Source organism: Arthrobacter sp. 05T423 (assembly GCF_056396245.1).
The window spans coordinates 1-12891 of sequence record NZ_JBFTLC010000018.1 but is presented as its reverse complement, the minus strand read 5'-3'; the positions used below and the strand labels follow the sequence as shown (position 1 = coordinate 12891).

The following is a 12891-nucleotide window of genomic DNA, read 5'->3' as shown; positions in this document are numbered from 1 at the left end:
CTACGGAATGATGTGAAGGGTGCGACCCTGGCCGTAGATGATCTAAAGATGCATACCGCCAAGGCTCACGCGGCCGCAATGGATCCAGTCTGGACTATTGCAGGATCCGTGCCTTGGTTGGGAAAGAATTTCCAAGCGGCGAGTGAAGTCGCCGCTTCCGCTGATGACATCGCCGGCCTCGCCGCCGTTCCTCTCGTAGGCGCTTTCCAGTCGCTCAATTGGGCGTCCCTGGCCCCCAAGGACGGAAGCATCGACGTGCTTCCGCTGACCCGGGCTGCACCGAAACTATCTATTGCGTCGCATGCAGTTACCCAGTCCCTAGGCCGATTGAACGCAATCAATGCAGACGAACTCTTACCGTCGGTCGCTGCACCGCTCATGGAGGTCAGGAACCAGCTCGCTTCCCTGGGCGATGGCCTCGAAACAGCGGCGGATGCGGCTGCAGTTGCTCCGGGCATGATGGGGGCCGATGGTCCCCGACACTACTTGCTGTTGATTCAGAATAACGCTGAAGCGAGAGCATCTGGCGGCATCCCTGGCGCACTGGCGGTACTCACAGTCGACGGTGGCAAGCTCGCGTTGGGCGAACAAAAAAGTGCCGCCGATCTCGGCGTCATGTCACCCGCTATGGCAGTCAACGCCGAACAGCAGCAGATTTATTCGCCCCGATTGGGCAAATATATGCAGGACGTAAATCTGACCCCGGACTTTCCCACTGCGGCCAGCACCGCTCAAGCGATGTGGAAGAGAAAAACTGGGCAACTAGTTGACGGAGTAGTTTCCATTGACCCGGTTGCACTCGGATACATGTTGGACGCAATGGGCGCAGTCAAAATTAGCAAACCCGAGCTCGTTGCAGCAGCTGGCGGCCGCTTGCCAACTGAGCTTTCTGGCAAGAATGTGGTGGCGACATTACTCTCAGATGTCTATGCCAAGATTGAACAACCTAAGCTTCAAGACGCATACTTCGCGGGCGTGGCGCAGGAAATATTCGCAGCCTTATCAAGCGGCAAGGGCGATCCAAAAGCTCTCGTCGAGGGCATTACGCGGGGGGCAGCAGAGGGCCGCGTACTTCTTTGGTCCAGGTCGGACAAAGAACAGACATTGTTTGCGAAGTATCCGCTGAGCGGATCGATCGCCGGTCCCAGCGTCTCCCCCGCGCAGTTCGGTGTGTACTTCAACGATGGCACAGGCGCAAAAATGGACTATCACGTGAGACGAACTGTGCAGCTCATCGAGGAGTGCCCTGCTGATGGTTACTCTGAGGTGAAGGTGCGGATCACAAGCACCAACGCCGCGCCGAAGGATGCGGCAACGTCCCTACCTGCCTATGTGACGGGAGGGGGCGCGTTTGGCGTTCCGGCGGGTAGCGTGCAAACGAATGTCATCGCGTATGGCCCTGTGCAGTCGAACGTCGAAACAGCGTTACTTGCGGGCACGAAAATTGGCTTCGCCTCTCATAGGCACAGCGGCCGCCCAGTAGGGTCAGTTACCGTCCGCCTCGCCCCTGGCCAAAGCAGCGTCGTCGAGTTCACCTTCGACAAAATAGTGCAGCACAAAGAGCCTCAACTAGCCGTGACACCCACCGCGCAGGCGCTGAAGGACGTGATTTTGCCGACGCAAACCGCAAAGTGCGCTCCGGCGGCATAGCCAACTCATTAACAGTATGTAAAGTGTTTGGATTCACTTTGGAGCCGCCCCAGTTGGGGTGCTAATCTCTCCTTGGGTTAAACCACGAGATTCGCCCCACGGTCACATGGGGATGGGGAATCTCCACAAATATGTGACATCCGTGTAAAAAGGTCTCAGGGGGGACAAATGAAGAAGTCTATTGCTGCGCTTGCGCTTGCAGGAACCATCGCACTAGCTGGTGCCGCGCCGGCACTGGCCACCTACCCGGCACCCGGAACCGGAACCGGAACGGTGTCCGACGGCACCGTAGCACCCGGGGAAGTATTCACCTTCTCGGGAACCGGCTTCCTGGCGGGTGAAACCATCACTATCACCATCACCCTGACCAGTACTCCGCAGGCTCTGGGTGGCGGCTTCTCGGGTGGCGCCAGCATGTCGGTTCCGTCCAAAATCAACGTTCTGGCAGCTCCGCAGAAGATCACCACAACTGCGGCCGCTGACGGTTCCTTCTCCGTCCCGATCCGCTTGGGCAAGCCGGGAACCTACACCCTGACCGCGGTGGGCAATACTTCCGGCCACACCGTGACGCAGAGCGTGACCGTAGTTGCTGGCGCTGACAGGGGCGTCGTCAACGGCTCCGGCAGCCTTGCCAACACTGGTGGCAACGGCGCTAGCCTGGCCAACACCGGCAGCTTGGCCAACACTGGTGCTGACTCCAGCCTGGTGCTGTGGTCGCTCGTTGGTGCGGGTGCACTTGCAGCCGGTGCCGCATCGGTGGTCGTAGTCCGCCGCCGTGCTAACGCTGAGGCATCTGTCTAAGCAGCGAGCTGTACGCTTGAAAGCAAGTGGGTTGTTCCGGACTACCGGAACAACCCACTTTTTTGTTTTCGATTAACAGTGCGAGTTCGTTAAACAGGGAAGCCCCGACAAGCTGTCGGGGCTTCCCAGGTCTTGGCTTCTATCGGGACTAACCGTTGAATTCTTTCATCCAGGCCTTCAAATCTTCGCCGAACTCAGCGCGCTCGGAAGCCAGCGTGATAACTGCCTTCAGATAACTGAGCTTGTCGCCTGTGTCGTAGCGGCGACCGCGGAAGACAACCCCGTAAACGCCGCCCCCGTCGCCGTCCGCCCCAGCGAGGGTTTGAAGCGCATCCGTCAGCTGGATCTCGCCGCCCCGACCGGGCTCTGTCTTCTCGAGGACATCGAAGACGGCCGGGTGCAGCACGTAGCGGCCGATGACAGCCAGGTTGGACGGCGCTTCGTCTACTGACGGCTTTTCCACCAGGCTGTTCACCCGGACATAGCCCTCGCCATCAACTGCTGAGATATCCGCGCAGCCGTAGGCACTGATCTGGGACGGCTCCACCTCGATGAGGGCAATTACGGAACCACCGGTCTTAGCCTGAACGTCAATCATCGTGGTCAGGAGCTCGTCCCGCTCGTCGATGAGGTCATCACCCAGCAACACCGCGAAAGGCTCATCACCGACGTGCTGGCGGCCGCACAGCACGGCATGGCCGAGGCCCTTGGGCTCGCCCTGGCGGACGTAGTGAATGGGTCCCAGGCCAGCGGCATGCTGGACCGCGTCGAGGCGAGCCTGGTCGCCCTTCAGCTCGAGCGTGCGCTCGAGAGCGGGCGCCCGGTCAAAGTGATCTTCCAGTGCGCGCTTGTTGCGCCCGGTGATCATCAGAACGTCGTTCAGGCCGGCGTTAATTGCCTCCTCAACCACGTACTGAATGGCCGGTGCATCCACTACCGGAAGCATCTCCTTCGGCATCGCCTTGGTGGCAGGCAGGAAGCGCGTGCCCAAACCGGCGGCAGGAATAACTGCTTTACGTACTGATTTCCCCAATGTCATGATCGAACCTTACAAATTGACTTGCAAAAAGTGAAATTTCGCTGCCCAGATTTCGGCGTGCAGCATGACTCCCGTAGCTTTTCCTTATGGGGAAATGGAGCCGAGTCGACGTGGCAGGATCTGCGCGTGCCCTGCTGGCTCTGTATCTAACCGCCCTTGCGTTCGTGGCGTTCTGGCCGACCCCCGTGGACCGTCCCGTTGCTGGACGGTTGCAAGCCGTGCTGTTTGCCCTCCACCACTCCGGGCTTCCCGAGCTGATCAATTACAGCTTCGTGGAGTTCGCGTCCAACATCCTGATGTTTGCCCCGATCGGCATGCTTGCAGCCCTCTCTTTCCCGGCGTTTCATCGAGGGCGGATCGTGTTGAGCGCCTTTCTGGCGTCATGCTGCATCGAGCTGGGACAGCAGCTCTTCCTGCACGACCGGTTCCCCAGCGCCATGGACATCGTGGCGAATACTGCAGGGGCGATGGTGGGGGTTTGGGTGCTGGGAGTTGTTGAGGAGTGGCTTCGGGAGCGGAGCGGCAGCGCCAGCCGGCGGTAAGGGCATTTGATTTCGACCGACTCAACCGGCGAACTTCGGTTCCCGCTTTTCCTGGAACGCCTTGAAGCCCTCTGCGTAGTCCTCCGTCTTGCACAGCCGCGCCTGCTCGGCGTTCTCCTCCTGCATTGCGGTCCACAGGCCCAGTCGCTGGTCGCGGATGTGGGCCACCAGCTCCTTGCTGGCCTTGAACGCGCCCGTAGCGCCGGTTGCCACCTTCGCCACAATCGCACGCGTTGAGTCGAGCAGCTCGTCCGCCGGCAGGGCCCGGCTGAACATGCCCTGGGCCACGGCTTCGGTGCCGGAGATCAGCTCCGCCGTGTAGATCAGGTCCAGCGTGCGGTGCATGCCCAGCCGCTCGGTGAAGTACCAGTGCCCGCCCGAATCCAGCGTCGCCCCGAGCTTGGCAAACGGCGAGCCGAACTTCGCGTTCTCCGCCACGTATACGACGTCCGTGGCCAGCAGCAGCCCCAGCCCCACGCCAAGGCAGGCGCCCTGGGCTGCCGCGAAGGTTGGCGTCGCGAAGGCACTCATCTTCTGCAGCAGCGGCTGCACCAGCCCGCCCAGGTACGCCTCGGCGTCGTCGTTCTCCGGCGTGACGCCGGCGATGTCGCGGCCCGCGCAGAAGGCGCGCCCCTCTCCCCTGAGCAGCAGCGCCCGCACCTCACCGCGCGAGGCGGCGGCAGCGGCGTCGTCGTACGCCTGGGACAGCTCCGCCAGCGCCTGCTCGTCCAGCGAGTTCAGCTTGTGCGGGGCATTGAGGACCACTTCGGCGACGCCGTCGGCGATGGAGAGGGAGATCATTGGTTCCTTCTTTCGGGATGCGGCGGGGGTTGCTCTTACACGTCGAAGTCGACGGTGACTTCCTTGCTAGTGGGGTGCGACTGGCACGTCAGGACGTAGCCCTTGTCCAGCTCATCCTGCTCCAGGGCGTAGTTCTCGTCCATGGTCACGGTGCCGGTGACCACCTTGGCGCGGCAGGTGCCGCACACTCCCCCGGCGCACGCGAACGGCACGTCCGGGCGGACCCGCAGCGCGGCGTTGAGGATGGACTCGCGGGCGTGCGTGGGGCTGGACACGTCGCCCTGCAGGCCGTCCAGCTTGAACGTGATCTTGTACGTCTCTTGGGACTCGTCTTCCACGACGGGCCGGCCGGCGTTGCCCTCGGGCCGGTCCGGCTTGCCGGAGGTGAACAGCTCGAACCGGATGTGCTCCGGCTTCACGCCGCGCTCGGCCAGGGTGTCGCGGCACAGCTGCACCAGCTCGAACGGCCCGCACAGGAACCACTCGTCCACGTCGTCCGCGTGGATGGCGGTGCCCAGCAGCGCCCGCAGCTTCTCGGCGTCGATCCGGCCGCTCAGCAGCGGCGCGATCCGCTGCTCCCTGGACAGCACGTGGTGCAGCGCCAGGCGCTGCGGGTACTTGTCCTTCAGGTCGGCGAGCTCCTCGAGGAACATCACGTCCATGGCGGCCTTGTTGGCGTAGATCAGGTCAAACCGGGTGTCCGGGTTGGCGGCCAGCAGCGTCCGGGCGATCGCGATCACCGGCGTGATGCCCGAGCCCGCGGCGATCGCCACGAAGCTGCCTGGCTCCCCCGCCAGGTCCTCCGGATGGTTCATGGAGTTCATGACGTTCTGCTCCACCGCCTGGCCGTCCCGGCCGTGCTTGGACACGAACGCGCCCATGGGGCTCATCACGTCCAAGCTGTCCCCCGCCTTCAGCTCGGCGTTGGCCCACGTGGAGAACAGCCCGCCCAGGTCCTTCTTGATGGCCACCCGGATCTCGCTGCTGCCGTCCACGAAGCTGCGCGGCTCGGCGCAGATGGAGTAGCTGCGGCGGATCTCCTTCGGCTCGCCGGCCTCGTCCGGGAGCGTGGTGCGCAGGGCCACGTACTGGCCCGGCAGGTAGTCGAACTGCCCGGCCAATTCGGCTGGCACCGCGAAGGTCACCTCGATGGCGTCCTCCGTCAGCCGGCGCACCTCCGCGACGGTGAGGGAATGGAAGGACGGACGACGGCGGCCGGCGGCCTGCGCCGATTCGGCTGCGGTCTGGCGGACAACGGGCATGGGCTTTTTCCTTACAGGACTTTGAAGTAGTCGAACGGTTCCTTGCAGTCCTGGCACACGTACAGCGCCTTGCAGGAGGTGGAACCGAAGCGGGTGAGTTCCTTGGTGTTCAGCGACGAGCACTGCGGGCACTTCACGGCCAGGCTCAGCCGGACCGGACCGTTGTGGCCCAGGGCTGCGCGGCCGGTGGGAGGGGCGATGCCGTACTCCCGCAGCTTGGCCTTGCCGGACTCGGTCATCCAGTCCGTGGTCCACGCCGGCGCCAGCACCAGTTCCACGTGCACGCTGGGGTAGCCCTCCTGGTGGAAGGCCTTTTTGAGATCGTCCCGGATGGCGTCCATGGCCGGGCAGCCCGAGTACGTCGGCGTGATGGTGACCTGGACAGCCGGCACCGGCCCGCCGTCGTCGAACAGTTTGACGCTTCTGAGGATCCCGAGGTCCTCGATGGTGAGCACCGGGATCTCGGGGTCGCACACCGTGGCGGCGACGGCCCAGGCCTTCTGCTCGGCGGTTTCCGCTGTCCGCGTCTCGAAGTCGGCGACGTACATGGTCACCAGCCCGCTCCGGGATGCTCCCGGGCCAGTACCTGCATTTCGGCCAGGACGTAGCCCAGGTGCTCCGAGTGCTGCCCGCGGCGGCCGCCGCCCGGCGCTGCCGGGACGTCCGGCACCTCGAGCTCGGCTTCCTGGAAGACTTCGCCGGTGAGGCGGTCAAAGTCAGCCCGCAGGCTGGAAGGCTCGACGGCGGCGCCGGCTTCAGTCAGGCGGGTGGTCAGTGCGTCGTCCGCGAAGAGCTCCCCCACGTACGGCCAGATCAGCTTGAAGCCGTTGATGATGCGGCGGCGGGACTCGTCCGTGCCGCCGGCCAGGCGGAGGACCCACTGGGCGCTGTGGTCGCGGTGGTAGTCCACTTCCTTCACGGCCTTGGCGGCGATGGCGGCGATGGTTGCGTCCGTGGACTCGGTCAGCCGGCGGTACAGCTCGAACTGGTAGTAGCTCACCACGAACTGCCGGGCGATGGTGACGGCGAAGTCCCCGTTGGGCTGCTCGAACAGGTGCGCGGAACGGAACTCGTGCTCGCGGCGGAAGTAGGCGAGGTCATCCTCACTCTTGTCCCAGGCGCCGCCGGCGTAGCTGAGGAGGCTGCGGGCGTGGCCCAGCTGGTCCAGGGCGATGTTGCCCAGGGCCACGTCCTCCTCCAGCTCCGGGGCGCGGGAGATCCAGTGGCCCAGGCGCTGGGCGAGGATCAGGGCGTCGTCACCCAGGCGCAGCGCGTACTCGGCCACGTCCTCGGTGGGCCTGACCAGGCCGGTGCGGACCTCAAGCGCGATGTCCTCCGGTCGGAGCGCGTTGCCCGGCGTGATGCGGGTGGCGCTGGCGCTTCCATCGCCTGAGGCGCCTGCGCCCGCGACGCCGACGGAGATGTCGCGGTGGCCTGTGGTTTCTGTTGTTTCCGGAGTGGTCCTGCTCTCTGATGTCACAGGTGCTTCACGCCTTCGCTCTTGGTGTAGTACGTGGCGTGCCGGTAGTCCTTGCCCTGCGGCGACTCGAAGAACGCGCCCTTGGCATCGGGATCGCTGGAGGCGATGGCGTCCGCCGGGACCACCCAGATGGACACGCCCTCGTTGCGACGGGTGTAGAGGTCGCGGGCGTTGCGCAGGGCCATGGCGGCATCCGGCGCGTGCAGGCTACCGGCGTGCACGTGGGACAGGCCGCGGCTGGACCGGACAAAGACCTCCCACAGGGGCCAGACGCCGCGGTGGGCGGTTTCGGCGCCTGGCGCCGAGGCCACCGGGACCTTTGCAGCGGAGCTTTCTACTGCTCCGGCGGAGCTGGCCGGTACTTCCGGGTTCCCATGGGGCGTCATGCTGCGTATTCCTTCTGCTTGTTAACCTGCTTGGCCGCATAACTGGCGGCTGCCTCGCGGACCCAGGCGCCGTCGTCGTGCGCCTGCCGGCGGCGCTCAAGCCGCTGCGAGTTGCAGGGGCCGCGTCCGGCCAGGACTTCCTTGAATTCGTTCCAGTCCAGCGGGCCGTGTTCCCACTTTTTGGTGTCCTCGTTGAAGCGGACCTCGCTGTCCGGGAGGGTGAGGCCCAGGACCCTGACCTGCTCCACCATCATGCCGACGAACCGCGAGCGCAGCTCGTCGTTGCTGAAGCGCTTGATGTTCCAGGCCATGGACTGTTTGGAGTTGGGGGAATCGTCGTCCGGCGGGCCGAACATCATCAGGGCCGGGGCGTACCAGCGGTTCACGGCGTCCTGGGCCATCTGCTTCTGCGCGGGCGTTCCGTTGGAGAGCTCGAGGAGGATCTCGAAGCCCTGGCGCTGGTGGAAGGACTCTTCCTTGCAGATGCGGACCATGGCCCGGCCGTAGGGTCCGTACGACGCGCGGCACAGGGGCACCTGGTTGCAGATGGCGGCGCCGTCGACGAGCCAGCCGATGGCACCCATGTCCGCCCAGGTCAGAGCCGGGTAGTTGAAGATCGATGAGTAGCGGGCCTTGCCGGCGATGAGGTCGTCCATCATCTGGTCCCTTGACTGGCCCAGCGTCTCGGCGGCCGAGTAGAGGTAGAGCCCGTGGCCGGCCTCGTCCTGGACCTTGGCCATGAGGATGGCCTTGCGCTTCAGGCTGGGTGCGCGGCTGATCCAGTTGGCCTCCGGCTGCATGCCGATGATCTCCGAGTGAGCGTGCTGCGAGATCTGGCGCAGGAGGGTCTTGCGGTAGGCGGCAGGCATCCAGTCTTTGGGCTCGATGCGGGAGTCCTGGGAGATCACGCGGTCAAAATACGCCTGGCCTTCGGCCTCCAGCTGGGCCTGGTCTTCTGTGGTTTCCTGGGGGGCTGCCGGCTGGTCAGGCACTGACTGCAGATTCTGCGCTGCCATGGTTGCTCCTATGCATTCACGTCCGTACTCGGATTATTTACCGACCGTTCGTTCAGGATATGCGGAAGCGGCGAAGGGCGTCAAGCAAGCCCGTGGTGTTTCTGCCTCCGTTGGTGGGCCTACGCCGAGGCCATGTCACGTTCGGGCAGCGGGACCCCGCCGGACTTGTCCCCCAGTTCAACTGTGCCGGGACGAACTCATTGGAGGGGCGGCTGGACCGCGAGTAGATTGACCGGATGACCGACCGAGACGACTTTCTCATCTGGATCAGGACAACGCTGTATCAGGCGGAGCTCGCCCTTCACAATGGCGACGCGGCTCCACGCCGGGCAATCTGGTCCAGCAGCGAGCCTGTCAGCATACTGGGTGCACTGCGTAACGCTTATGGCAAGGACGAAGTGGACGAGGTCTTCACCTTCCTCGAAGGAAGTTTTTCGGACTGCACGTCGTACGCATTCGAGCTCCAAGCGTATGACGTAGTGGGTTCCATGGCCTACACCGCCGGTTTGGAGCACACCGCAACTTCCGTCGACGGTAAGCCGCGCAGTTATACCTTGCGCGCAACCCAGGTCTACCGCCGTGAGGGCGGCGAGTGGAAAGTAGCCCATCGCCACGCCGATACTGTGACCGAGTGATGTGCCGCATCAGCGGCGGGAGCAGCGATTCCGTTGGATTAACTGGCCAGTCATCGGCCCGTGCTTCGATGCATGTGGTGGGCGAGAAATTCGGCGTCTGCGCCGACACCTGAGAGCAGACCCGACTTGAAAGTGTGCATCCAGTGCAGCCCGAGGAAGTACAGGCCCGAGATTGGCGTGACGCCATGTTGTTGGATGGGACGGCCACGGTCGTCGAACACCGGAATTCTGACCCAGTCGAAGTCGTGGGCGTAGCCGGTGGCCCAGATGATCGTGTTGATGCCTAGCCCCGTGAGATCCAGCGAGGCGGCCTCTTCCACCGCGGGAAGACGGATCGGCTCCTGCGGCTCTTCCTGGGCGAGTTCCTCCTCGATCCCTCTACTGACGAACTGACGCGCCGCCACCAAGAAGTCGACGTAGGCTTTGTCGGCCTCATCAAGTACCTGATTCGCGTTGGCCTGGACAGCGAGATTCCTGCCAGCCGTTCCGATGACTCTGCCGATCACCCTGACGCCATCCAGGGCGAGTTGCCGGGCGTTGACGTCGTATCCGCCGTTCACGCCGGTGACGACGGTTGAAGGTGGGTATTGACGAGCGGGAAAGCTGTCGATCGTCTGCGCAAAACGGCCCAGAGCCTCCAGCCACCAGTAAACGTCCTTACCCCTGAAGCGTCTCGGCGCGCGTCGGTGCCGACTCACCGAAAGGTACACGCTGCGCCCAGCGTGCAGGAGTTCGTCGGCGATCTGACAGCCGGAGGCACCGCTGCCCACGACCAGCACGCCTCCTGCCGGCAGCGCCTCCGGGCAACGGTAGTGCGTGGGGTCGGTCTGCATCACCGATGGTGGGACGTCATGCGCGAACTGGGGAATACGTGGAAGCTGGAACGGTCCGGTCGCGATCACTACGCGTTGCGCGTGGATGGAACGTTCAGCCAGGGACACCTCAAAGCCCTTGCCGGTGCTTTGCTCAGCCAGGGTGAGGACTTCTGTGTGCTCCCGCACCGGGGCCCCTGTGCTCACGGCATAGGCCTGCACCAGACCAAGGATCTCGCTGTAGTGGGCGAAACCGTCGGGATCGTTTCCCCGGTACGTGTAGCCCGGCAGTTGAAGTGCCCAGTTCGGAAACTGAAAGCGCAAGGAATCCCACCTTTCGGCGCGCCAGCGTTCGCCGATTCGCCGACGCTCCAAGACGACGTGCTCTCGCCCTCGCTGCTGCAGCACGTTGCTCATCGCGAGCCCGGCTTGGCCGCCCCCGATGACAACGACGTCGTGCTGCTCCTCCATGCTTTACTCCGGTGAACAGGTGATATGTCGAGCGTAGCAGCGGCAGCGTGCAGGTGTGGAGAGAGGCCATCGCCCGAGCCAATCCCCACCGGTCCGCTGAGGAACCGCCTCGACATGGAAAAACCTTGGAGGCACACCCTAAAACGTGGGGGTTAAAACGCTCTCCCACCCTCAGGTCCAGCACGTATTTCCCAATGTGCAGGGCACACACTGGAGTGTCACTGAAGCAGAAGTAGCCGCGAACCGAAGCTTCAGGTCGCCGGGTCCGGTACGCACTCCCCCCGTTTGCACCGGACCCGGCGAACGACTCCCAGTTCACCCGTAAATGTGGGTTCAGGACTCTGACGGTCCCGCAGCAGGGGCAGCCGAGGAACGAGTCTCCTTCACCGGCCCGGCGGCTGCGCAATCAGCACCGTGGCGTTTGGGCGAAAAGTGACCGCGCCGGGACGCTTCCAAGATGACATTGCGGATGTGGGTGGGGAGCTCTCTTTTTACGGCAGCCACGTCGGGGCCGTTGCCATTTTTCAGAACTGCTTCAATATCGCGGCAGTAGGCTGCGAGGCGAACCGCGCCGGCCATCTCGGAACTGGCTCGGAGGCTGACCACTGCGTCCAGTTTCTCGGCCGCATCCCCGCGTTTAAGGGTAGTGAAAATTCTTAATCCCCTTGCGAGCAACTGCAGCAAGTAGTCCTCCATAAATGCCTCGGCCGCAGCTTCGCCAGCGTCCTCCCAGATGTCCTGCAAAGCGCCCTCGTCCAGTACAGGGAAGTCGTCACCCGGCTCGCACCTCATGTCAGAACACCTCCATTTTGGCCCTCGGGTACCGCTGGCCCGGCCGAAGAGATTACCCAGAAGACGCTTGGCCAGGAGGCAACCACCCAGGATCGTCGCCACCGTTCACCCTCATACCAGCCGGACCCGACGCTACTGGGGGGAGCGCTGCCGGGTCCGGCTGCCTGCCCCGCCGCTCGTGCTGGCAGGCTCTCAGCGGCGGGACAAGACCAATACTGAGAGCCAACCCTTGGAAAAAGGTGGGAACTGCGCGATCAAAGTTGCCTCGGGCCACCAATTTGAGGGGGCGGAAAGCACGCCTCATAAAAAGGGGCCCGGCGGGAGGACTTCCAGCACCTTGCCCGCGACGGCTTCCGTCTGGGAGTGTGCATAGCCTGTCACCCGGGCCCTATGGAAAGGTTGCTCACCAGGGAGTATTCAGGCGGCTGATCAGCGAAATCCTCGCTGATCACTCCAACGCCCGCCGGAAACCTGCGATGCCGCCAGCCGAACCATAACTCCCGTTCCGCCCCATAAGCCGGTTGGCCAGCAGCGCCTCCTCGGACACCGCTTGCCCCGCAAAGCTGGCCAGCCACCCCGCAAAGGCCTCCACTGCCCGCTCACGGCGAGTACCGCCGTCGTGCGTGTCCATGACCTCCCCAAACCGCAAGATGCAGTCCGTCCGCGGCCACAGCAATTGACTTAACGTGGGTCTACCGGTGCGGCCGGGCCTATTCGGCTGGGTCCGGTCCAAGTGCGGAGTCTCAAAGAATCCCATCAGCTTGGGGGAACAAGAATGTCCACAGAAATCACCGCACAATCAGTTGGGCGGTCGAGTGATCGCAGCGGGAGCGCTCCTGGCTGTGCTCGGATATATTTGCCCGTTTGGATCAGGTGGTACGGAAGGCCCAGAATTCGGCAACGCGCACATTGGCGTGGTCACCAGACCGGGATTTGATCCATCCATTCACATGCGCGGCAGTCCTACCCGCTGCTCCGGCGCCAGGTTGCGGAACCTGTCAAGATGCATGCGGCCAGTGGGAGGTAGGGCGCATCTCCTAAACGCCGGGCCTAGGCGATGACAGCGGCATGATCGAGCGTTAGTGTGCCTGTCAGTGGAAACTAACGGGATCCAGAAGGGATCTGCGGCCATAGTTCGAGGTCGCCCATGAGGGCACCCCAAGGAAGGGAACCGCGATCATGAAACTGACGACCAACACGCCGC

Annotated in this window: 14 protein-coding genes; 4 read left to right on the top strand and 10 right to left on the bottom strand. The window is 63.7% G+C overall.

Annotated elements, in window-relative coordinates:
* Positions 1–48 precede the first annotated feature (48 nt).
* Together AC1DFE_RS14105 and AC1DFE_RS14100 are read left to right on the top strand one after the other, a co-directional pair.
* Positions 49–1650, top strand: a complete 1602-nt coding sequence (locus tag AC1DFE_RS14105; RefSeq protein WP_476906497.1) for a DUF4012 domain-containing protein — start codon at positions 49–51, stop codon at positions 1648–1650.
* Between the two features lie 168 nt (positions 1651–1818).
* Positions 1819–2451, top strand: a complete 633-nt coding sequence (locus AC1DFE_RS14100) for an LPXTG cell wall anchor domain-containing protein (RefSeq protein WP_476906496.1) — start codon at positions 1819–1821, stop codon at positions 2449–2451.
* A 148-nt stretch (positions 2452–2599) separates the two neighbouring features.
* On the opposite strand, the gene galU is transcribed toward AC1DFE_RS14100, so the two are convergent.
* Positions 2600–3490, bottom strand: coding sequence for a UTP--glucose-1-phosphate uridylyltransferase GalU (gene galU, locus AC1DFE_RS14095; RefSeq protein WP_476906495.1), 891 nt, complete (start codon positions 3488–3490; stop codon positions 2600–2602).
* 110 nt (positions 3491–3600) lie between these two features.
* On the opposite strand from galU, the gene AC1DFE_RS14090 reads away from it, so the two are divergent.
* Positions 3601–4032 carry a VanZ family protein gene (locus tag AC1DFE_RS14090; RefSeq protein WP_476906494.1) on the top strand — a complete coding sequence of 144 codons (432 nt, stop codon included), beginning with the start codon at positions 3601–3603 and terminating at the stop codon, positions 4030–4032.
* A 21-nt stretch (positions 4033–4053) separates the two neighbouring features.
* Here AC1DFE_RS14090 and AC1DFE_RS14085 read toward each other — a convergent pair whose 3' ends face one another.
* From AC1DFE_RS14085 to paaA, 6 genes are read right to left on the bottom strand one after another with little or no spacing between them, the layout of a single operon-like run.
* Entirely contained in the window at positions 4054–4833 is a 780-nt protein-coding gene (locus AC1DFE_RS14085) for an enoyl-CoA hydratase/isomerase family protein (protein ID WP_476906493.1), read from the bottom strand.
* Positions 4834–4868: 35 nt separating this feature from the next.
* Positions 4869–6095 (bottom strand): 1,2-phenylacetyl-CoA epoxidase subunit PaaE, encoded by a 1227-nt coding sequence (paaE, locus tag AC1DFE_RS14080; protein ID WP_476906492.1) that lies wholly within the window; start codon positions 6093–6095, stop codon positions 4869–4871.
* An 11-nt stretch (positions 6096–6106) separates the two neighbouring features.
* Positions 6107–6643 carry a 1,2-phenylacetyl-CoA epoxidase subunit PaaD gene (gene paaD / locus AC1DFE_RS14075; protein ID WP_476906566.1) on the bottom strand — a complete coding sequence of 179 codons (537 nt, stop codon included), beginning with the start codon at positions 6641–6643 and terminating at the stop codon, positions 6107–6109.
* Between the two features lie 2 nt (positions 6644–6645).
* Positions 6646–7575 (bottom strand): 1,2-phenylacetyl-CoA epoxidase subunit PaaC, encoded by a 930-nt coding sequence (gene paaC, locus AC1DFE_RS14070; protein WP_476906491.1) that lies wholly within the window; start codon positions 7573–7575, stop codon positions 6646–6648.
* Positions 7572–7961 (bottom strand): 1,2-phenylacetyl-CoA epoxidase subunit PaaB, encoded by a 390-nt coding sequence (gene paaB, locus AC1DFE_RS14065; RefSeq protein WP_476906490.1) that lies wholly within the window; start codon positions 7959–7961, stop codon positions 7572–7574. The genes paaC and paaB overlap by 4 nt, the downstream gene beginning before the upstream one ends.
* Positions 7958–8977 carry a 1,2-phenylacetyl-CoA epoxidase subunit PaaA gene (paaA, locus tag AC1DFE_RS14060; protein WP_476906489.1) on the bottom strand — a complete coding sequence of 340 codons (1020 nt, stop codon included), beginning with the start codon at positions 8975–8977 and terminating at the stop codon, positions 7958–7960. The genes paaB and paaA overlap by 4 nt, the downstream gene beginning before the upstream one ends.
* A 236-nt stretch (positions 8978–9213) precedes the next feature.
* Here paaA and AC1DFE_RS14055 point away from each other — a divergent pair, with 236 nt between their 5' ends.
* Complete coding sequence (locus tag AC1DFE_RS14055) at positions 9214–9612, top strand: nuclear transport factor 2 family protein (protein WP_476906488.1); 399 nt, start codon at positions 9214–9216, stop codon at positions 9610–9612.
* Positions 9613–9662: 50 nt separating this feature from the next.
* On the opposite strand, the gene AC1DFE_RS14050 is transcribed toward AC1DFE_RS14055, so the two are convergent.
* The 3 genes from AC1DFE_RS14050 to AC1DFE_RS14040 all read right to left on the bottom strand — a co-directional run bounded on the left by AC1DFE_RS14050 (position 9663) and on the right by AC1DFE_RS14040 (position 12318).
* Complete coding sequence (locus AC1DFE_RS14050) at positions 9663–10895, bottom strand: NAD(P)-binding domain-containing protein (RefSeq protein ID WP_476906487.1); 1233 nt, start codon at positions 10893–10895, stop codon at positions 9663–9665.
* A gap of 333 nt (positions 10896–11228) precedes the next feature.
* A complete protein-coding gene (locus tag AC1DFE_RS14045; RefSeq protein WP_476906486.1) occupies positions 11229–11687 on the bottom strand; it encodes a hypothetical protein in 459 nt (152 codons plus the stop codon).
* Positions 11688–12135: 448 nt separating this feature from the next.
* Positions 12136–12318: a hypothetical protein gene (locus tag AC1DFE_RS14040; protein ID WP_476906485.1), complete on the bottom strand. Its 183-nt coding sequence runs from the start codon at positions 12316–12318 to the stop codon at positions 12136–12138.
* Between the last annotated feature and the right edge of the window lie 573 nt (positions 12319–12891).